Origin of the sequence: Falsigemmobacter faecalis, from assembly GCF_003863335.1 — a bacterium.
Taxonomy (GTDB): domain Bacteria; phylum Pseudomonadota; class Alphaproteobacteria; order Rhodobacterales; family Rhodobacteraceae; genus Wagnerdoeblera; species Wagnerdoeblera faecalis.
On sequence record NZ_RRAZ01000003.1, the window covers coordinates 120,994 to 140,595 of the forward strand.

A 19,602-nucleotide genomic window follows, 5' to 3' on the forward strand; every position below is an offset into this window, starting at 1 on the left:
GACTGCGGAGATGGTCGCGGGGCGCAGAGTTCTTCGGGCAGGCCTGACCCCCTCAGTGCTTTTCTGCAGTCCCGCGACGAGGGGCGGTGCCCCCTGCCGTATCAGCGCGGCTCTGGCGATGATCTGACCGGGCGGCGGTTCGGGCGGGATGAGGAGCCGCCGCTATAGACCCCCGAGGGGACACGTGCTTAATCCGCCGCGATCAGCGACAGGAAGGCCGGGCCGAACCGCTCGGTCTTTTGCGGCCCCATGCCCTGGATGCCCTCAAGCTGCGCCAGGGTCTGGGGTTTGCGTTCGGCAATGAGGCGCAGGGTGCTTTGCGTCAGGCTGAGGTAGCGCCCGATGCCGTCTTCGCCGCGCGCGAGATCATTCGCGCGCTCCTGCAGGCGATCAAAGAGAAGCCCCGCCGGTTTTCCCGCCAGACGCATCCTTTGCGGGTGAAGCCCCTCAGACGCGCCCGAGATCACGGCCAGAAACTCCGCGCCGAAGCTGTCGAGCTTTTTGGCGCCGACCCCGGAAATCCCCGCCATCTCATCCATCGAGCGCGGGCGCTTTTCGGCCATTTCAATCAGGGTCTTATCGGTGAAGATGATATAGGCGGGCGCGCCCTGAGCTTCGGCCAGCGCGCGGCGTTTGGCCTTCAGCGCCGACAGAAGCGGGGCGTCTTCTTCCGAGACCAGCGCTTTGGCTGCGGGACGCTCAGAAGACTTCAGCGTGTCGCGGCGCAGGAAGATCGTCTCTTCGCCGCGCAGGATCGGATGGGCGGCCAGCGTCATGCGAAACGCGCCATGCCGCTCAGCATCGGGGCGGATCAGGTCGCGGCCCATCATCTGCCGGAAGACCGCTTCCCACATGGCTTTCGACAGATCTTTGCCCACGCCAAAGGTCGGCAGGTTCTGATGACCGCGCCCGCGCACCTTCTCCGTTTCAACGCCGCGCAGAATGTCGATCAGATGGCCCGCGCCATAGCTTTCACCCGTCCGCAGGCAGGCCGAAAGCCCCTTGCGCACGGCATCCGTTGCGTCAAACACATCGGCCGGGCGGTCACAAAGATCGCAATTGCCGCAGGGCTGCGACTCCTCACCGAAATAGCCCAGCAGGCGCTGGCGGCGGCAGCCGATGGCCTCTGCCAGCCCCAGAAGCGCGTTCAGCCGGCCATGATCGGCCTCCTTGCGCTCGGGCGGGGCGAGGCCCTCGTCGATCTGGCTGCGGCGCAGGCGGATGTCATCGGCGCCGTAAAGCGTCAGGGTTTCGGCCGGCGCACCGTCGCGGCCCGCGCGGCCGATTTCCTGGTAATAGCCCTCAATGCTTTTGGGCAGATCGGAGTGGGCGACCCAGCGGATATCGGGTTTGTCGATGCCCATGCCAAAGGCCACGGTCGCCACGACGATCAGCCCGTCTTCCTGCTGAAAGCGCGTTTCGGCATGGCGGCGGGCCCCGGCCTCCATGCCGCCGTGATAGCAGATGGCGGGGTGACCCGCCTCGCGCAGGGCCTGGGACAGGGTTTCCGTGCGCGCACGGGTGCCGCAATAAACGATGCCCGACAGGCCCTTACGGGCAGCCACAAAGTTCAGGATCTGTTTGCGCGGCTGGTCTTTGGCGCCAAAGGCCAGGTGGATATTCGGGCGGTCAAAGCCGCGCAGAAAGGTCTCAGGCTGCACGCCACCAAAGAGGCGGTTGACGATTTCTTCACGCGTCTCGGCATCTGCGGTGGCGGTGAAGGCCGCAAGCGGCACATCCAGCATCTCCCGCAGCTCACCGATGCGCAGATAATCGGGGCGGAAATCATGGCCCCACTGGCTGACGCAATGCGCCTCATCCACCGCAATCAGGCTGCATCCGGCGCGGTGCAACAGGCTTTGGGTGCCAAAATTCGCCAGCCGCTCGGGTGCGAGATAGAGAAGCTTCAGTCGCCCTTCATCAAGCGCGGCAAAGACTTCCGCGTTTTCTTCCTCGGTATTGCCCGAGTTCAGTGCGCCCGCCTCAACCCCCACGGCCCGCAAAGCGCGGACCTGATCGCGCATCAGCGCGATCAGCGGCGAGATGACCACCGTCAGCCCCTCACGGCAGAGCGCAGGCAGCTGAAAACACAGCGACTTCCCGCCGCCGGTCGGCATGATGGCCAGCGTGTTGCGCCCCCGCATCACCGCCTCGACGATTTCGGCCTGTCCGGGACGAAAGTCAGAGAACCCGAAAATCCGGGCGAGTTCCTCGGCGGGATCGGGCATGGGTCAGAAGTAACCGAGATTATTGATGATGATGATCCGCAGCGCCTCAATGCCCAGCAGCACGACCAGCGGTGCCAGATCAATCCCGCCAAGGTTCGGCAGGATCGAGCGGATGCGGTTATAGACCGGCCCCAGCAGGCGTTCGAGCCCGTTCCAGATCTGATAGACCAGCGGCTGGCGCAGGTTCAGGACCTGGAAGTTGATCAGCCAGCTCATGACGACATGAACGATGACGACGAACTGCGCGATTTTCACGATCAGCAGCAGAATTTCCATCAGCGACATCATGAGGGGTGGTTCTCCGGTGAGTTGATCCAGACAGACCTAATGGCGGCAGGGCAGAGGGGCAAGAGCCTGCGACAGCCCGCCCGCCCCATCAGAGTGGATTAAAGTTAACGATGCTTTGATCAGCGCTTTTTTTTCGGCGCGGGCTGGCGGGCCATAAAGGCCTCATGCAGCTCCGGGCGGCGGGCTTTGGTGATCTCCAGCGACTGCGCGCGGCGCCATTTCCCGACCTCACCGTGGTTGCCTGAGTTCAGCACGGCCGGGATCTCCAGCCCCTCCCAGACCTGGGGGCGGGTGTATTGCGGATGCTCCAGCAGCCCGTCGGCGAAGCTTTCCTCCTCCGCCGAGGCGGCATTGCCGAGCACACCCGGCAGCAGGCGCACGGTGGCGTCGATCATGGCCTGAGCGGCAATCTCGCCGCCGGTCATGACGAAATCGCCCAAAGAGACCTCTTCGATCTGATAGCGGTCCAGCACGCGCTGATCGACGCCCTCAAAGCGGCCGCAGATCATCACCACGCCGTCGGCTTCCGCCCATTTGCGCGCCATGGCCTGGTCAAAGCGTTTGCCGCGCGGCGAAAGATAGATGATCGGGCATTTTTCGCGGTCCATCGGCAGGCCGTGGCAGGCCTCACCCAAAGCGCGGGCCACCACATCGGCGCGCAGCACCATGCCCGCGCCACCGCCCGCCGGGGTGTCATCGACATTGCGGTGCTTACCCTCGCCAAACTGGCGCAGCGGAATGGCATCGAGCGCCCAGAGCCCCTGGTCCAGCGCCTTGCCGGTCAGCGACAGGCCCAGCGTGCCGGGGAAAGCTTCGGGAAACAGCGTCACAATCCTGGCGCGCCAGGCGTTTTTCACCCGCGGCGGCTCTGCCATCAGATCGCGCGGCTTCAGTGAGACCTGCACCGACAGTCGTCCATGCGATTTGCCCTTCACTTCCGTCATGCGATTGCCCTTCCTGGCGCTGCTCAGGGGCTTTCCCTAGCAGAAGGCTTATTCCGCGGCCAGCGCCCGAGGGGTGTCGCCCTGCCGCAGGATCTGCACCACGGTGCCCACCGCCATGGCCAGACGCGCGCGGATCCGGTCAAACTCAGGCCGCGGGGTCAGGGTGGCTTCCTCCATATAGAGGCTGCGGTCGATCTCTATCTGAATGGCATGGCTGCGCGTCTGAGGGCGGCCCCAGGTCTGGGTGATATGGGCCCCGGCAAAGGGCATATTGCGGCTGGTGCGAAAGCCCGCCGTCCGGAAGGCCCCTTCCACCTTTGACATCAGCGCCGGGGCGCAGGCAGCACCATGGCGGTCGCCCAGCACGATCTCCGGCGGCTCGCCTTCACAGATCCGCAGATGCGAAACCGCGTCATGGGGCATCGAATGGCAATCGAGCAGCAGGACCTGGCCAAAGCGGTCGCGCTGCGCGGCGATCACCTCGGCCAGCTTTCGGTGCCAGGGGTGCCAGTGGCGCGCAAGGCGCTGATCAGCCTCCTCGCGGCTGATGCGACCGGGGTGAATCACCCGCCCGCCGCCGACCACCCGCGGGATCACCCCCAGCCCGGATGAGAGCCGCGGATTAAGTCCGGATTTCTTCACCCCCTCAATCAGCGCGGGGTCAAGCTCGGTGGGGCCGCGGTTCAGGTCCACATAAGCGCGCGGCGCACGGGCGGTCAGCAGCGGCGCGCCAAGGCGCGGCGCATCCTGAAAGAGCAGATCGACAAAGGCATCCTCAGACGAGCGCAGCGCCCGCGCCGAGAGCGGGCTTTGTGCAATGAACTCCGCAGGATAGTCCCGCCCGCTATGCGCAGAGCTCAGCACCAGCCCGCAGCGGGGCTTTTCCGGCTCATAGAGATCAAAGGCCGCGCGCGTCATGGCATCCTCCTGCTTGGGCACAGCCTAAGCCCCTGAAAAGGCCGGAGTCGAGCGATTTGAAAGAAATACGATTTTTCTTCACGCACCCCCCTTGCGGCCCCCTGCGACTCTGGCTAAAAGCCCTCTCAACGAAGCTGCACCGGCCCACGGAACTTCGGTTACAGGGGGCCAGCAAGGTGTTGCTGAGGGGCGCGTAGCTCAGCGGTAGAGCACTACGTTGACATCGTAGGGGTCACAAGTTCGATCCTTGTCGCGCCCACCATTTAACCGCCCGTTTCGACGGGTATGAACGAAACCTGAGGCGCTCGACGCGCCGCGAAGTTAAGGAGAGCGCCATGAAAGTCGCAAACTCGCTCCGTTCGCTCAAGCAGCGTCACCGCGATTGCCAAATCGTGCGCCGCAAGGGCCGTGTATACGTGATCAACAAAACCCAGAAGCGTTTCAAAGCGCGTCAGGGCTGAGCGAACGAGCTCTCTTGAGTTTGAAAAGGCCGTGCGATCCGCACGGCCTTTTGCTTTATGTGCCTCATGTCCAGGTGACATCGGCAAGGAAGATATAGCCCGCGCCATAGATCGTCTTGATCAGCCGGGGATTCTTCGGGTCTTCCCCCAGTTTGGTGCGCAGCCGCGAGATGCGCACATCCATCGCGCGATCAAAGCTTTCCCCCGCCCCGCCGCCGAAATTCTGCTGCATCTGCGCGCGTGAAATCAGCCGGTTCGGGCTTTCGAGAAACATCCGCAGCACTTCGCCCTCGGCATGGCTGAAGGGCACCTCCGGCCCCTGGTCGGGGCTCAGCACATAGCGGTCAAAATGCGCACGCCACTGGGCGAATCGCGCGGTCTGCGGCGTGCTGCGCGGCGCATCGCTGCGGGTTTTGCGCAGCCTTGCGCGGATGCGGGCCACCACTTCGGCGGGCTCAAAGGGTTTGATGATGTAGTCATCGGCCCCAAGCTCCAGCCCGGTCACCCGGTCCTGCACCTGCGCACGGCCCGAAATGATGATGATCGCCGCCCCCGATTCGAGGGCGAGGCGGTGCACCACCGCCAGACCATCCCGGTCCGGCAGCCCCAGATCCACCAGACAGACATCCGGCGTGGCGCGGTTCAGCGCGGCCTCAAATTCGGTGGCGCGGGCAAAGGTGGTGACGCGGTAGCCCGCCTCTTCGAGGGCATCTGAGAGGATGCGGCGGATCTCGGGCTCATCGTCGAGAATGGCGATATGGGGCGTCGTTATGGGCATCGTCATCGGCGGCCTCCGGACAGGATCGGCAAAGTGGCAAGGAAGCCGGCAAGGCTCAGGGCGTCGAAGGGTTTGATCAGCAGCGGCCCGCGCGCCGAAGCCGCCTCGCGCCGCGGATCCCCCGGCGGAGAGGAGGTCATCAGCACCACGGGCGGGGAATCAGGATCGGCCTCAAAGCGGGCGGCCAGATCCAGCCCGGTCATCGCGCCGCCAAGGTGAATATCTGACAGCACCAGCGTCAGGCAGGGCAGACGCATCAGGGCCAGGGCCTCCTCGGCGCTGTCGCTTTCGACGACGCTGTGGCCAAGGCTGACCAGCATGGCGCGCACGGATTCGCGGATCTCGGTATTGTCTTCCACCAGCAGCACCATGCCCGGCTCGGCCGCGCGGTCTTCGGCGGGGCGCAGCGGCAGCCGCAGGGTGACAGAGGCCCCGCCAGACGCCTGGTTGGCCAGCCGCAGGTTGCCGCCCGCCAGCTTCACCCGGTCATAGACCATGGCAAGCCCAAGGCCCGAGCCTTCACCGCCTTTGGTGGTGAAAAACGGCTCCAGCCCGCGCTCCAGCGCTTCGGGGGTAAAGCCCGGACCCTCATCGCTGACCGTGACCTCCAGCCAGATATCGCGCACGGGCCGGATCGACAGCACCATCCGCCCGCCCTGCGGCTTCATCGCGTCGCGGGCATTCAGCACCAGGTTCAAAAGGGCATCCTGGAGCATGCCGGGGTCAAACATCAGCGGATGGGCGAAGGGCGCGATCTCCAGCTCGGCGCTGATCCGGTCGGGCAGCGCCGCGCCGATCAGCGGGCGCAGTTCCGAGACGAAATCCGCAATCCGCACCGGCACGATCTGCAACTCGCGCCGTCCGGAGATCGAGGCAATCCGGTCCAGAAGCACGCCGCCGCGCCGCCCCGCATTCAGCGTGGCATGGACCAGATCCCCCGCCCCTGGCGGCAGATCTGCGCGGCTCAGGCGTGACTGCAGCCCCAGGATGATGGTCAGAAGATTGGAGAAATCATGCGCAAGACCTGAGGTCAGCTGTGCGGCCAGCTCGCGCTTGCGGGTCTGCATCAGCACCTCGCGGGCCTGGGCCTCGGCGGTGACATCGGTCGACAGAATATAGACCCCGTTCACCGGCCCCTCGCCCTGACGGTCGGGGGTAAAGGCCCCCCGGATGCGGCGCCCGCTTTCTTCTTCGGTGAACTCCAGCACCGTTGCCTGCCCCGCCAGGGCCCGGCGCAGGGCCGGGGCGATATGCGCAAAGGTCTGCGCCCCAAGCGCCTCATGCCCGGTCAACCCGATGATATCGGGGCTGCGCGTGGGGGCGACGATGTTCAGCCGCCGGTTCGAATAGGTATAGCGCAGATCGCGGCCGACATGGGCGATATGGGCGGGCATCATCTCGGTGGTCATCCGGGTGCGCGCTTCAATTTCAATGAGGTCCCGCCGCGCCTCATCCAGCATGGCATTGGCAGCGGCCAGTTCGCGATTCGCCAGCGCCAGCCGCTGGGCATGGGCCAGCACCTCACCGCTGAGTTCTTCTGAGCGGGCGCGCAGAAGCTCCTCCTGAAGTTTCACCTCGGTGATATCGGTATAGATCGTCACCCAGCCGCCCTGCGCCAGCGGAGAGCCCTCAACCGAGACCCAGCGGCCATTGGGGCGGCGGCGCTCCATGTAATGGGGCAGAAAGGCCCGGGCGGCACTGACGCGGGCCGCCACGGCCTCTTCGGTGTCGTCGAAATGGCCGTATTCACCGCGGCAGACCATATAGCGGATGGTATCTTCAAAGCTGACGCCGGGGGTCACATAGGCCTCAGGAAAGGTGAACATCTCCTGGTAGCGGCGGTTGCAGACCGCCAGCCGCAGCGAGGCATCAAAGATCGAGAGCGCCTGGCTGATGCGATTGAGACCGGTGCGCGTCAGCGCGGCAGTGGTATTCTCCGTCAGCGACACGTCCCGGCCCTTCCCTGGAGGCGCGGCAGCCGCGCCCTCCCCCCTGGCGGGAATGTTAACAGCGCCCGGCTTGGGCGCAAACTTTTTGTCACCTGTTACAATTTGTTAGGATTTCGCAAAATTCGGGCAAGTTTTGCCTGTGACGACTGTGTCATCAGCAGGTCAGAACCGGAGACCGCCCGAGGAGGGGCGCCGGCTCTGAACAGGCGAGGGGGAGGACAGACGTGGCCGCTGCAGTGACGCCTTCGGGCGATCCTCAATCCATACCGGCGCTTTTGATGCGCAATGCCGCCACCATGGGCGGTCGTCCGGCGTTTCGGGAGAAAGAATTCGGGATCTGGCAAAGCTGGACCTGGGCCGAAACGGCCGAAGAGGTGCGTAATATCGCCCGCGGGCTGATGGTTCTGGGTCTGAACCCCGGCGATCATGTGGCCATCATCGGCCGCAACCGACCCGCGCTTTACTGGTCGATGATCGCCATTCAGATGTGCGGCGCGGTGCCGGTGCCGCTTTACCAGGACGCCGTGGCCGATGAGATGGCCTATGTGCTGGAGCACTCGGGCGCGCGTTTCGTGATCGCCGCCGACCAGGAGCAGGTCGATAAGGTCCTTGAAGTGCAGTCCCGCGTGCCGGGGATCGAGCAGATCCTTTATCACGACAAACGCGGGCTTCGGAAATACGACCATGCCGCGCTGACCTGGCTGGAAGACATCGCCCGTGACGGCAGTGCCGCACAGCAGCGCGTCGATGCTGAGTTGGACGCCCGGATGGCGGTCCTTGGCCCCGACAGCAAATGTGTGATGCTTTACACCTCAGGCACCACCGGCACGCCGAAGGGTGTGGTGCTGTCGAACCGCAACGTCATTGAGACCGCCAAAGCCGGTGCCGCCTTTGAGGGGCTGACCCCGGATGAGGATGTGCTGGCCTATCTGCCGATGGCCTGGGCGGGGGATTACATCTTCTCGATCGCGCAGGCCCATGTGGTGGGCTTTTGCGTCAACTGCCCCGAGAGCACGCAGACCATGATGACCGATCTGCGTGAGATCGGACCGACCTATTTTTTCGCAACCCCGCGCGTCTATGAAGGCCAGCTCACCTCGGTGATGATCCGCATGGAAGACGCGGGCCGGATGAAGAAATGGCTCTTTCACACCTTCATGGATCACGCCCGCAAAGTCGGCGGCAGGATCCTTGACGGCGAGACCGTCAGCTTTGCCGACCGGCTGAAATACCGCCTTGGCGATCTGCTGGTTTACGGGCCGCTGAAAAACACGCTGGGCTACAGCCGCATCCGCGTGGGCTATACCGCGGGCGAAGCCATCGGGCCGGAGATCTTTGAGTTCTACCGCGCGCTCGGGATCAATCTGAAGCAGCTTTACGGGCAGACCGAAGCCACCGTTCTGGTCGCGGGTCACCCCAATGGTCAGGTGCGCCCCGATACCGTGGGTGTGGCCTGGCCGGGGGTTGAACTCAGGATCGACGACAAGGGCGAAGTCTTCTACCGCAGCCCCGGCACCTTTGTGGAATATTACAAAAACCCCGAAGCCACCGCCGCCACCAAGGATGCGGAAGGCTGGGTGGCCACCGGAGACGCGGGTTACTTCGTGGAAGGTCTCGGCCATCTGCGCATCATCGACCGGGTCAAGGATGTCGGCAAACTGTCCTCGGGCCAGATGTTTGCGCCGAAATATGTTGAGAACAAACTGAAGTTCTATCCCGGCATCCTCGAAGCCGTGCTTTTCGGCAACGGGCGGGACTATTGCACGGCCTTTTTGAACATCGACCTGACGGCGGTGGGCAACTGGGCAGAGCGCAACAATATTTCCTATACCAGCTACCAGGAACTGGCGGGTCATCCGAAAGTCCTTGAGATGATGCAGAGCCATGTCGAAGAGGTGAACGCCAGCCTTGCCGATGATCCGATGCTGGCGGGTTGTCAGATCAAACGCTTCCTCGTGCTGCACAAGGAACTTGATGCCGATGATGGCGAGCTGACCCGCACCCGCAAAGTGCGCCGCAATATCATCGCTTCAAAATATGAAGATCTGATTGAGGCGCTTTATTCCGGCGCGCCTGAGGTCTCGACCCGCACGGAAGTCTCTTATGAAGACGGCCGCAAGGGCTTTATCTCCGCCACCCTTACTTTGCGGGAAGCGAAGGTTTTCCCCGCGACCCCGAGCCGCAGAGAGGCCGCATGAGCATGGCACAGGCCTATTCCACCGAGGGCTGGATCACCGCAGACGGGCGCAAAATCGGCCCCGTGCTGATGGAGATGAAAAACATCACCCTGCGCTTTGGCGGCGTGAAAGCGATCACCGATATCAGCTTTGACATCCGCGAGGGCGAGATCCGCGCCATCATCGGTCCGAACGGCGCGGGGAAATCCTCGATGCTGAACGTGATCTCAGGCTTCTACGTCCCCCAGGAGGGCGAGGTCTGGTTTCGCGGGGCAAAACGCCCGCCGATGAAACCCTATGAGGTGGCCCGTCAGGGCATCGCGCGGACCTTCCAGAACATCGCGCTCTTTGAGGGCATGTCGGTGCTCGACAATATTATGACCGGCCGCCTGACCATGATGGAGACCAACCTTGCGCAACAGGCGCTCTGGTGGGGCAAGGCCGCGCGGGAAGAAGAGGAACACCGCGCCGCTGTGGAACGGATCATCGATTTTCTGGAAATCCAGCACATCCGCAAAACCCCGGTGGGCCGCCTGCCTTACGGCTTGAAAAAGCGCGTGGAACTGGCCCGCGCCCTGGCCGCCGAGCCAAAGCTTTTGCTGCTCGATGAGCCCATGGCCGGGATGAACGTTGAGGAGAAAGAGGACATGTGCCGCTTCATCCTCGATGTGAATGATGAATTCGGCACCACCATCGCGCTGATTGAGCACGATATGGGCGTGGTGATGGACCTGTCGGACCGGGTTGTCGTGATGGATTACGGCAAGAAGATCGGCGACGGGCCGCCCGATGATATCCGCAGCAACAAGGCCGTGATCGACGCCTATCTGGGGGTGAGCCATGAGTGACACCATTCTCTATGCCATGGAAGTCACCCTGAACGGGCTGATGGCCGGCGTGCTTTATGCGCTTGTGGCGCTTGGCTTTGTGCTGATCTTCAAGGCCTCGGGCATCTTTAACTATGCCCAAGGGGTGATGGCGCTTTTTGCGGCGCTGACGCTGGTGGGTATTCAGAACGGTCAGATCCCGTTTTCGCATCTGATCAACGCCATGTTCGGCACCCAGCTGCACCATTTTGGCTGGAAGGTTCCGGCGGTGCTGGCGATCCTTCTGACCGCGCTGGTCATGGTCGGCCTTGCCATCCTGGTTGAGCGCTATGTGCTCAAGCATCTCGTCAACCAGGAGCCGATCATCCTGTTCATGGCGACCATCGGTCTGGCCTATTTCATGGAAGGTTTCGGCGATGTGATGTGGGGCGCGGACATCAAGAAACTTGATGTCGGCATCCCCCAGGGCATGTCTGAGACGGTGGATCAGCTGACCTATAACCTTTTTGGCTACGGCTTCTTCATCGACACCCTCGATATTGTGGCGGCCGTGGTGGCGGTGATCCTGGTGGTCACGCTGACGCTCTTTTCGCAATATTCCAAACAGGGCCGGGCTTTGCGCGCGGTGGCAGATGACCACCAGGCCGCGCTGTCGGTCGGCATCTCGCTGCGCTTCATCTGGGTGCTGACCTGGTCGATCGCGGGCTTTGTGGCTCTGGTCGCCGGGATCATGTGGGGCTCAAAATCGGGCGTGCAGTTCTCGCTGTCGCTGATCGCGCTGAAGGCGCTGCCGGTGCTGATGCTGGGGGGCTTTACCTCGATCCCGGGCGCCATTGTCGGCGGTCTGATCATCGGTGTGGGTGAGAAGCTTTTTGAGTTCTTCATCGGCCCGATGATCGGCGGCGCAACCGAAAACTGGTTCGCCTATGTGCTGGCGCTTCTCTTCCTCGTCTTCCGTCCGCAGGGACTGTTTGGCGACCGCATTATCGAGCGGGTGTGACCATGATCGAAAATCTTCACAAACTGGTAAATTTTCGCTCTCCCGACGCAGCGGAATCCGCTTCATCGCAGTTGACTCCCTGCCGCGCACGGTGGTTCACTCTGCGGCAGAGTGACGCAGATGGCGCCGCATTTGACGGAGAGACCGCGCATGAAGAAGTTTCTGGCAATTCTCTGCACCGTAGCCTTCTCGGCCTTCTGGGTCTTCGGGGGGCTGGCACTGCTCGCCTTTATGGATGCGCATCCGCTGATGCCGCATGTGATGGTCCTCGCCCTGCTGGGGCTGGCCATTGGCATCTGGGCGCGGCTGCGGCTGCTGGCGCTGACGCAGGATCTGCAGCGCGGCGAGCGGGTGTATCAGGCCGAGGCCTGAGCCAACTCTACAATCTGACCCACATAGCGCGCCGTCCCGCGGGGACTGGCGCGTTTTCTTTTGTCAGCGGCCAGGAGGCATAAGATGCTCTATCGTGAAGCCGGGCAGTTCAAAACCTCCTACCGTGCGGACAATCAGACCTTTCCGATCCGCATCGACCGCATCGGCTATTTCGTGCTGCTGGCGGTGGCCTTCCTGGTCGTGCCCTTCTTTGTCACCGATTATATGGCCAATGCGGTTCTGGTGCCCTTTCTGATCTATGCGATCGCGGCTCTGGGGCTGAACATTCTGACCGGCTACTGCGGCCAGGTCAGCCTGGGTACCGGCGGTTTCATGGCGGTGGGCGCCTATGCGGTCTACAAGCTGATGACCACCTTCCCGGAGGTCAATCTGGCGATCCATGTGCTGCTGGCGGGCGGGATTACCGCGCTGGTCGGCACGGCTTTTGGTCTGCCAAGCCTGCGGATCAAGGGGTTTTACCTCGCCGTGGCGACGCTGGCTGCGCAGTTCTTCCTGGTCTGGCTCTTCAATAAGGTGCCGTGGTTTTACAACTATTCGGCCTCGGGCATGATCACGGCGCCGGAGCGCACGCTTTTTGGCGTCAGCATCGCGGGACCGGCCACGGCGGCCTGGGCGAAGTATCTTTTCTGCCTCGTATTCACGGTCGGCCTGGCCTGGCTGGCGCGCAATCTGACGCGCGGGGCGACGGGGCGCAAATGGATGGCGATCCGGGATATGGATATCGCTGCTGAGATCATCGGGGTGAACCCGCTGCGCGCCAAACTCTCGGCCTTTGCGGTCAGCTCGTTCTTCATCGGGGTGGCGGGGGCGCTGTTCTTCGCGGTCTATCTCGGCGCGGCTGAAGTGGGGGAAGCTTTCGGGATCAACAAAAGCTTCCTCGTGCTCTTCATGGTCATCATCGGGGGTCTGGGCTCTATCTTTGGCAGCTTTGCGGGTGCGGCCTTCCTGGTGGTGCTGCCGGTGGTGCTGAAGAACGTCCTGGTGGGGCAGCTTGGCTGGCCCACGGATCTCGCGGCCCATATCGAGCTGATGATCGTGGGCGCGCTGATCGTCACCTTCCTGATCCTTGAACCTCATGGTCTGGCGCAGCTCTGGCGCGTGACCAAGGAAAAACTCCGGCTCTGGCCCTTCCCGCATTAAGGGCGGCCCAATCAGAAGAACCAGGAAAACCCTGGCCCCTGTCACCAATTCCGGGAGGAGAAATCGGAATGAAAGTCAGATTTGCTACCCTGGTCGCCGCCGCTATTGCCACTGGCATGCCGGCCTTCGCCCAGGAACTGTTCTTCCCCAGCATGGTCTATCGGACCGGGCCTTTCGCGGCCTCCGGTATTCCGCTGGCCGATGGCTATGCCGATTACTTCACCATGCTCAATGAGCGCGATGGTGGCATCGGCGGCGTGAAGATTAAGCTGACCGAATGTGAGACCTCCTATAACACCGAGAAAGGTGTGGAGTGCTATGAGGGCTTCAAGGGTCAGAAACCGCTGCTGATCCAGCCGAACTCAACCGGCATCGCCTATCAGCTGATCCCCAAGGTTGAGGCCGATGGTCTGACCATGCTGACCCCGGGCCTTGGGCGGACTTCGGTGAAAAACGGTGCGGTTTTCCGCAATACCTTCAACTTCCCGTCGAACTATTGGGACGGCGCGTCGATCATCATCAAGCACCTGCTTGCTGAGAACGGTGACGATCTGAAGGGCAAGAAGATCACGCTGCTCTATCACAACTCGGCCTATGGCAAAGAGCCGATCCGCACTCTGGAAGAGCTGTCGAAGAAACACGGGTTTGAGTTCAATACCCTTCCCGTCGACAGCCCCGGCCAGGAGCAGAAAAGCCAGTGGCTGCAGATCCGCCGTGACCGCCCGGATTTCGTCATCATGTGGGGCTGGGGTGTGATGAACTCGGCCGCCATTCAGGAAGCCGCCAACGTGCGCTACCCGATGGAGAATATCTACGGCTCCTGGTGGTCGGGCTCTGAGAACGACGTGCGTCCGGCGGGCGATGGTGCCAATGGCTATAAATCGCTGAACATGCATGGCGCGAACGGCGATTACCCGATCTTTGCCGATGTTGCGAAATACGTCAAAGACGCGGGCAAAGCGGCGGGCGCGGGCGATCAGATCGGCTCGATCATGTATCTGCGCGGTGTCTATGAAGGCGCGCTGGCCCATCTCGCGGTGCTGAAGGCTCAGGCCGACAACAACACCAAAGAGGTGACGCCTGCGATGATGCGCGACGCCCTGGAAGGCATGGAGGTGACCGAAGAGATCATGGCCGGTCTTGGCCTGCCGAACTTCGCGCCGCCCTTCAAAGCGACCTGTGAGAACCACGGTGGTGACGGCTATGCGCTGATCCAGCAGTGGGACGCGAAAGCCGGTAAATGGAGCGCGATCACCGACTGGATCCAGTCGGATCTCGAAGTGATCGACCCGCTGGTGAAGGCCGACTCGGAAGCCTACGCCAAAGAGGCCGGCATCACGCCGAAGTGCTGATCTGACGACGGTGGCCCCCGCGCGGGGCCACCGTTTTCCTGACGTTTCAAGAGGTTCAGTCATGCTGGATGCGGCCCCGACCCGTGAGACCGTGCTTGAGGTCAACAATATCGAGGTGATCTACAACCACGTCATTCTGGTGCTGAAAGGCGTCAGCCTGACCGTGCCGAAAGGTGGCATCACGGCGCTGCTTGGCGGCAATGGCGCTGGCAAATCCACCACGCTCAAGGCCATCTCGGGCCTGCTGAAATCAGAGCGCGGGGAGGTGACCAAGGGCCAGATCCTCTACCGCGGTGAGAACACTGCCGACAAAGACCCCGCCGATCTGGTGCGCCGCGGCGTGATCCAGGTCATGGAGGGGCGGCACTGCTTTGAGCATCTGACGGTGGAAGAGAACCTTCTGACCGGCAGCTATACCGGCAACAGCCGGGCTCAGGTCGCTGAAGATCTTGAGATGGTTTATAATTATTTTCCGCGTCTGCGGGAGCGGCGCAAATCCCAGGCGGGCTATACCTCTGGCGGTGAGCAGCAGATGTGCGCCATCGGCCGCGCCCTGATGAGCCGGCCCGAGACGGTGCTTCTGGACGAGCCCTCCATGGGTCTGGCCCCGCAGCTTGTGGAGCAGATCTTCGAGATTGTGCGCGAAGTGAACGCCCGCGAAGGGGTGACTTTCCTTTTGGCTGAACAGAACACCAACGTCGCTCTGCGCTATGCCCATACCGGCTATATCCTGGAATCAGGCCGCGTCGTGATGGAGGGGACCGCGCAGGAGCTGCGTGAAAACCCTGATGTTGCAGAATTTTATCTCGGCATGTCCGACAAGGGGCGCCGGAGCTTCCGGGATGTGCGCAGCTATCGCCGCCGCAAACGCTGGCTGGCCTGAGGGAGGGCAGACCATGTCCTTTTATGATGATCTCGAAACCCGCAGCCAGGACGCCCGCGAGGCCGCCCAGCTCAAATTGTTGCAAGCGGCGCTGACAGCGGCCGCCTCTGCGCCCGCGGGGCAGCAGTATGCTGAGGCCCGGGTGCAAAGCCTTGCCGATCTGGCGCGGCTGCCGGTCACCCGCAAGTCAGACCTTGTCGCCCGCCAGCAGGCGGCGCCGCCTTTTGGCGGTTTCGCGGTGAAGGGCCTGTCGCATTATTTCCAGTCGCCGGGGCCGATTTATGAGCCTGGTGGCGCGGGCAATGACTGGTTCCGCCTTGGTCGCTTTTTGCATGCAAGCGGTGTGCGCGGCAGTGACATCGTGCAGAACTGCTTTTCCTATCACCTGGTCCCCGCAGGCATCATGTTTGAAAGCGCGGCCCGTGCGGTCGGCGCCGCCGTGCTGCCCGCAGGCACCGGGCAGACCGATCTGCAGGTGCGCGCGGCGCGGGATATCGGCTCAACCGTCTATGCAGGGACGCCGGATTTTCTGAAAATCATCCTCGATAAAGCGGATGAGCTGGGGGTGTCGCTGAAATTCGCCCGCGCGGTGGTGGGGGGCGGCGCGCTTTTCCCCAGCCTGCGCCAGGAATATGCCGATCGCGGGGTCATCACCCGGCAGTGCTATGCCACCGCGGATGTCGGCAATATCGCCTATGAGACCGAGGCCCTGGAAGGCATGGTCGCGGATGAGGGGATCGTGCTGGAAATCGTGCGCCCCGGCACCGGCGATCCGGTGCCGCCAGGCGAAGTGGGAGAGGTGCTGGTCACCAATCTTAACACCGATTATCCGCTGATCCGCTTTGCCACGGGCGATCTTTCTGCGGTGCTGCCGGGGGTGTCTTCCTGTGGCCGCACCAATATCCGGATCAAAGGCTGGATGGGTCGCGCCGATCAGACCACCAAGATCAAGGGCATGTTCGTGCGCCCCGAACAGGTGGCCGATTTCGTCTCCCGCCACCCGGAGGTGCTGCGCGCGCGCGTGGTGGCGGGGCGCGAGGGCGAGATGGACAGCATGACCGTGCAGGTCGAGACCCGCGCCTCCAACCCCGCGCTTTATGAGGCCTCGGTGATGGAAGCGCTGAAACTGCGCGGTCGGATCGAACTGGTGCCGCCGGGCTCGCTGCCCAATGACGGTAAGGTGATCGACGATACCCGCAGCTATGGCTGAGGGGGCAGAACCAACGGATTTTGCCTGATATTTGGGCAAATGACGTTGGGGGACAGGGAAAGAAATCTGTTGCCTGAAGCGGCTTTCCTCTCATAGCCTTGAGGGGAGAGCAGCCAGAATCCTGAAGCGAATATGGGATTCGTCACAGGCTGCGACCGGGGTTTCCAGGAATGACGTCACGGGAAAGCGGCTTTCACCGCTCTCTCTGCGCATGTCCGGAACACCGGCTGACTGAGGGGGGAACTGCCATGCTGAGAACCTGCGGAGGGATCTCTTGAGCGCGCCGTCAGACCGCGGAGCGACCCTGGAGGTCGAGCGCGTGAGCCTGGCCTTTGGCGGGCTGAAGGTGCTGCGCGATGTGTCATTCAAGGCCGAAGCGGGCTCTGTGACCGCGCTGATCGGGCCGAATGGCGCGGGAAAAACCTCGATGTTCAACTGCATCTCGGGGTTTTACAAACCAAGCCAGGGCCGGGTGCTGCTCGACGGCAAAGACGTCTCAAATGTCAAAGCCCATGGCCGCGCGGCTTTGGGCATGGCGCGCAGCTTTCAGAACATCGCGCTCTTTCGGGGCATGACGGTGCTCGATAACATCAAGCTTGGCCGCCACACGCATCTGAAAACCAATATCCTTCAGGGCCTCTTTCACATCGGCCCTGCCGCGCGCGAAGAAGAGGCGCTCCGCGCCGAAATTGAGCGTAAAATCATAGACTTCCTGGAAATCGACCACATCCGCAACAAGCCGGTGGCGATGCTGCCCTACGGCCTGCAAAAGCGCGTTGAGCTGGCGCGGGCGCTGGCGATGCAGCCGCGCATCCTGCTGCTGGATGAGCCGGTGGCGGGGATGAACCGCGAAGAAACCGAAGACATGGCGCGCTTCATTCTGGATGTGAAAGAGGAATGGGGCGTGACGATCCTGATGGTAGAGCATGACATGGGTCTGGTGATGGATATCTCGGACCATGTGGCGGTGCTGAACTTTGGCCAGAAAATCGCCGAAGGTGTGCCCTCGGTGGTGCAGAATGACCCGGAGGTCGCGGCGGCCTATCTCGGCTCGGGGGACCCGGCGGCGCTGATGCGGCGTCTGCAGGCAGAGGAGGCGGGGGCATGAATGATGATCTGTTGTTCTTCACCGAAGTCACCCTTGCGGGGCTGGGGTCCGGCGCCCTGCTGGCGCTGACGGCGCTGGCCTTTGTGCTGATCTATAAGGCGACGCGGGTAATTAACCTTGCCGTCTCTGAGATCCTGATGCTGGGCGGCTATCTCTTTTTCACTTTCGCGGCCTCGCTCTCGCTGCCCTGGTGGGGTGCGCTGCCGCTGGCCATCCTCGGCGGCGGTGCGGTCGGCGCGATTGTTGAGCGCGGGCTGATCCGGCCGATGCTGGGTGAAAGCGCCATTTCGGTCTTCATGGTGACCGTGGGGCTGGGCTCGGTGCTGGTGGGGCTGGTGGAGGCGTTCTGGGGGACGGATCCGAAGTCGCTGCCGAATTTCATCGCCAATACGCCGGTGTTTTTCGGCGAGGCCTATGTCTCGCGCAAGATCCTGGTGGCCTTTATCGCCGCCACGGTGGTGATCGGCATTTTCCTGATCCTCTTTCGCTTCTGGCGCGGCGGCGTGGCTTTGCGGGCCACGGCGTCCGATCAGGCCGCGGCCTATAGCTGCGGGATCAATGTGCCGGGGGTCTTCTCGATCGCCTGGATCATCGGCTGCGCCACTGCGGCCGGGGCCGGGGTTCTGCTCGGGGCCATCGGCGGCATCTCTCCGGTCATGGGGGTCTTTGGCCTGTCTGCGCTGGTGGTGGTGATCGTGGGCGGTCTCGACAGCCTGCTTGGCGCGCTGGTGGGCGGGCTGGCGCTTGGCGTCATTCAGGCCTGGGTCTCGTCTTTTCTCGGCGGTGAATATGTCTCGCCCATCACCTTCGGCATCCTGATCCTCACGCTGGTGATCCGGCCCTACGGGCTTTTTGGCACCCATGAAATTGAGCGTCTTTAAATGATTATCGGCACCGCAAAAGAAAGCTACCGCGCCGATGAGGCGCTGCTGACCACCACCCCGCAACGGATCTGGATGGCGATCCTGATGGCCGGGCTGGTGGCACTGCCCTTCTTCTTCAACACCTATTGGATCTATCTGGCCTGTCTGGTGATGATCAATGTGATTGCCGCCACCGGACTGAATGTGCTGACGGGCTTTACCGGTCTGGTGAGCCTTGGCCATGCCGCTTTCATGGCGGTTGGCGCCTATGCCGTTGCCTGGCTTGAGAAAAACACCGGGCTGCCCTTGCCGGTGAACCTGCTGGCAGGGGGGCTTTTGGCGGCTGCCGTGGGCGTGCTGGTGGGTCTGCCAAGCCTGCGCATCAAGGGGCTTTATCTGGCGATCGCCACCATCGCGGCCTCTTTCATTCTGCATTTCATCTTCATCGACTGGCGGTCCGTCACCGGCGGCACCGCCGGGCTGACGCTGGAGCCGGGGCGGATCTTCGGCTTTCAACTGGTGGAATACCGCCATCTTTACTGGCTGATCATGCCGGTCACGGTGCTGATGGTGACGGGGGCGGCGAACCTCTTTCGCAACCGCATCGGCCGCGCTTTCATCGCCATTCGCGACCGCGATATCTCGGCCGAAGTTCTGGGGATCCCGATCCTGCGCTATAAGCTGTTAAGCTTTGGTCTCGCCTCGTTTTACGCAGGTATCGCGGGCGGGCTCTGGGTGCTGTTCTTCCGCGTGGTGACGCCCGAAAGCTTCCCGCTGGTCACTTCGATCTTCCTGCTGGCGGCGGTGATTGTGGGCGGCATGGGCACCATCATCGGCGGCGTGATCGGCGCTTTGTTCATGACCATGGTGCCGGAACTGCTGCGCTATGTGGTGGACTTCCTGTCGCCCGTCATTCCCAACGCCAGCCTGATCCTGTCGCCGGTGCGGACAATCGTTTTCGGCGCGCTGATCGTGGGCTTTCTGGTCTTTGAGCCCCAGGGCCTTGCCGAGATTATCCAGCGCATCCGCCGTTTCTTCCGGGTCTGGCCGTTCCGGACCTGACACTTCACCTGACGACCACAC

At 62.7% G+C, this 19,602-nt stretch carries 18 protein-coding genes and 1 tRNA gene; 13 read left to right on the forward strand and 6 right to left on the reverse strand.

Annotated elements, in window-relative coordinates; translation table 11 throughout:
- Positions 1-188 precede the first annotated feature (188 nt).
- The 4 genes from recQ to EG244_RS02770 form a co-directional block, all read right to left on the reverse strand.
- Positions 189-2,228, reverse strand: coding sequence for a DNA helicase RecQ (recQ, locus tag EG244_RS02755; RefSeq protein ID WP_124963488.1), 2,040 nt, complete (start codon positions 2,226-2,228; stop codon positions 189-191).
- A gap of 3 nt (positions 2,229-2,231) precedes the next feature.
- Positions 2,232-2,516, reverse strand: a complete 285-nt coding sequence (locus tag EG244_RS02760) for a YggT family protein (RefSeq protein WP_124963489.1) — start codon at positions 2,514-2,516, stop codon at positions 2,232-2,234.
- A gap of 119 nt (positions 2,517-2,635) precedes the next feature.
- On the reverse strand, positions 2,636-3,460 hold the full coding sequence (gene trmD / locus EG244_RS02765) for a tRNA (guanosine(37)-N1)-methyltransferase TrmD (RefSeq protein WP_124963490.1): 825 nt from the start codon (positions 3,458-3,460) through the stop codon (positions 2,636-2,638).
- Positions 3,461-3,508: 48 nt separating this feature from the next.
- Positions 3,509-4,378, reverse strand: a complete 870-nt coding sequence (locus EG244_RS02770; RefSeq protein WP_124963491.1) for an N-formylglutamate amidohydrolase — start codon at positions 4,376-4,378, stop codon at positions 3,509-3,511.
- A gap of 187 nt (positions 4,379-4,565) precedes the next feature.
- Between EG244_RS02770 and EG244_RS02775 the strand changes: the two genes are divergently transcribed.
- Positions 4,566-4,640, forward strand: a tRNA-Val gene (locus EG244_RS02775).
- Between the two features lie 73 nt (positions 4,641-4,713).
- Entirely contained in the window at positions 4,714-4,839 is a 126-nt protein-coding gene (ykgO, locus tag EG244_RS02780) for a type B 50S ribosomal protein L36 (RefSeq protein WP_096520058.1), read from the forward strand.
- Between the two features lie 64 nt (positions 4,840-4,903).
- Here the strand turns inward: ykgO and EG244_RS02785 are convergent, their stop codons facing one another.
- Together EG244_RS02785 and EG244_RS02790 are read right to left on the reverse strand one after the other, a co-directional pair.
- Positions 4,904-5,617, reverse strand: coding sequence for a response regulator transcription factor (locus EG244_RS02785; RefSeq protein WP_124963580.1), 714 nt, complete (start codon positions 5,615-5,617; stop codon positions 4,904-4,906).
- Positions 5,618-5,619: 2 nt separating this feature from the next.
- On the reverse strand, positions 5,620-7,566 hold the full coding sequence (locus tag EG244_RS02790) for a hybrid sensor histidine kinase/response regulator (protein ID WP_124963492.1): 1,947 nt from the start codon (positions 7,564-7,566) through the stop codon (positions 5,620-5,622).
- Positions 7,567-7,844: 278 nt separating this feature from the next.
- On the opposite strand from EG244_RS02790, the gene EG244_RS02795 reads away from it, so the two are divergent.
- From EG244_RS02795 to EG244_RS02845, 11 genes are all read left to right on the forward strand, one after another.
- Positions 7,845-9,764 (forward strand): AMP-binding protein, encoded by a 1,920-nt coding sequence (locus EG244_RS02795; RefSeq protein WP_124963581.1) that lies wholly within the window; start codon positions 7,845-7,847, stop codon positions 9,762-9,764.
- A gap of 2 nt (positions 9,765-9,766) precedes the next feature.
- Positions 9,767-10,591, forward strand: a complete 825-nt coding sequence (locus EG244_RS02800) for an ABC transporter ATP-binding protein (protein ID WP_124963582.1) — start codon at positions 9,767-9,769, stop codon at positions 10,589-10,591.
- Positions 10,584-11,570, forward strand: coding sequence for a branched-chain amino acid ABC transporter permease (locus EG244_RS02805; RefSeq protein ID WP_124963493.1), 987 nt, complete (start codon positions 10,584-10,586; stop codon positions 11,568-11,570). Before EG244_RS02800 ends, EG244_RS02805 begins: the two co-directional genes overlap by 8 nt.
- Positions 11,571-11,720: 150 nt before the next feature.
- Complete coding sequence (locus EG244_RS02810; RefSeq protein ID WP_124963494.1) at positions 11,721-11,942, forward strand: hypothetical protein; 222 nt, start codon at positions 11,721-11,723, stop codon at positions 11,940-11,942.
- An 84-nt stretch (positions 11,943-12,026) separates the two neighbouring features.
- The gene (locus EG244_RS02815) at positions 12,027-13,103 is read left to right on the forward strand and encodes a branched-chain amino acid ABC transporter permease (RefSeq protein WP_124963495.1); all 1,077 of its coding nucleotides are present in this window, start codon (positions 12,027-12,029) and stop codon (positions 13,101-13,103) included.
- A gap of 68 nt (positions 13,104-13,171) precedes the next feature.
- Positions 13,172-14,455: an ABC transporter substrate-binding protein gene (locus EG244_RS02820; RefSeq protein WP_124963496.1), complete on the forward strand. Its 1,284-nt coding sequence runs from the start codon at positions 13,172-13,174 to the stop codon at positions 14,453-14,455.
- A gap of 61 nt (positions 14,456-14,516) precedes the next feature.
- A complete protein-coding gene (locus tag EG244_RS02825; protein ID WP_124963497.1) occupies positions 14,517-15,338 on the forward strand; it encodes an ABC transporter ATP-binding protein in 822 nt (273 codons plus the stop codon).
- 13 nt (positions 15,339-15,351) lie between these two features.
- Positions 15,352-16,548 carry a phenylacetate--CoA ligase family protein gene (locus tag EG244_RS02830; protein WP_124963498.1) on the forward strand — a complete coding sequence of 399 codons (1,197 nt, stop codon included), beginning with the start codon at positions 15,352-15,354 and terminating at the stop codon, positions 16,546-16,548.
- 274 nt (positions 16,549-16,822) lie between these two features.
- On the forward strand, positions 16,823-17,656 hold the full coding sequence (locus tag EG244_RS02835) for an ABC transporter ATP-binding protein (protein WP_124963499.1): 834 nt from the start codon (positions 16,823-16,825) through the stop codon (positions 17,654-17,656).
- Positions 17,653-18,537 carry a branched-chain amino acid ABC transporter permease gene (locus EG244_RS02840; protein ID WP_124963500.1) on the forward strand — a complete coding sequence of 295 codons (885 nt, stop codon included), beginning with the start codon at positions 17,653-17,655 and terminating at the stop codon, positions 18,535-18,537. Before EG244_RS02835 ends, EG244_RS02840 begins: the two co-directional genes overlap by 4 nt.
- On the forward strand, positions 18,538-19,581 hold the full coding sequence (locus EG244_RS02845) for a branched-chain amino acid ABC transporter permease (RefSeq protein ID WP_124963501.1): 1,044 nt from the start codon (positions 18,538-18,540) through the stop codon (positions 19,579-19,581).
- Positions 19,582-19,602: the final 21 nt, after the last annotated feature.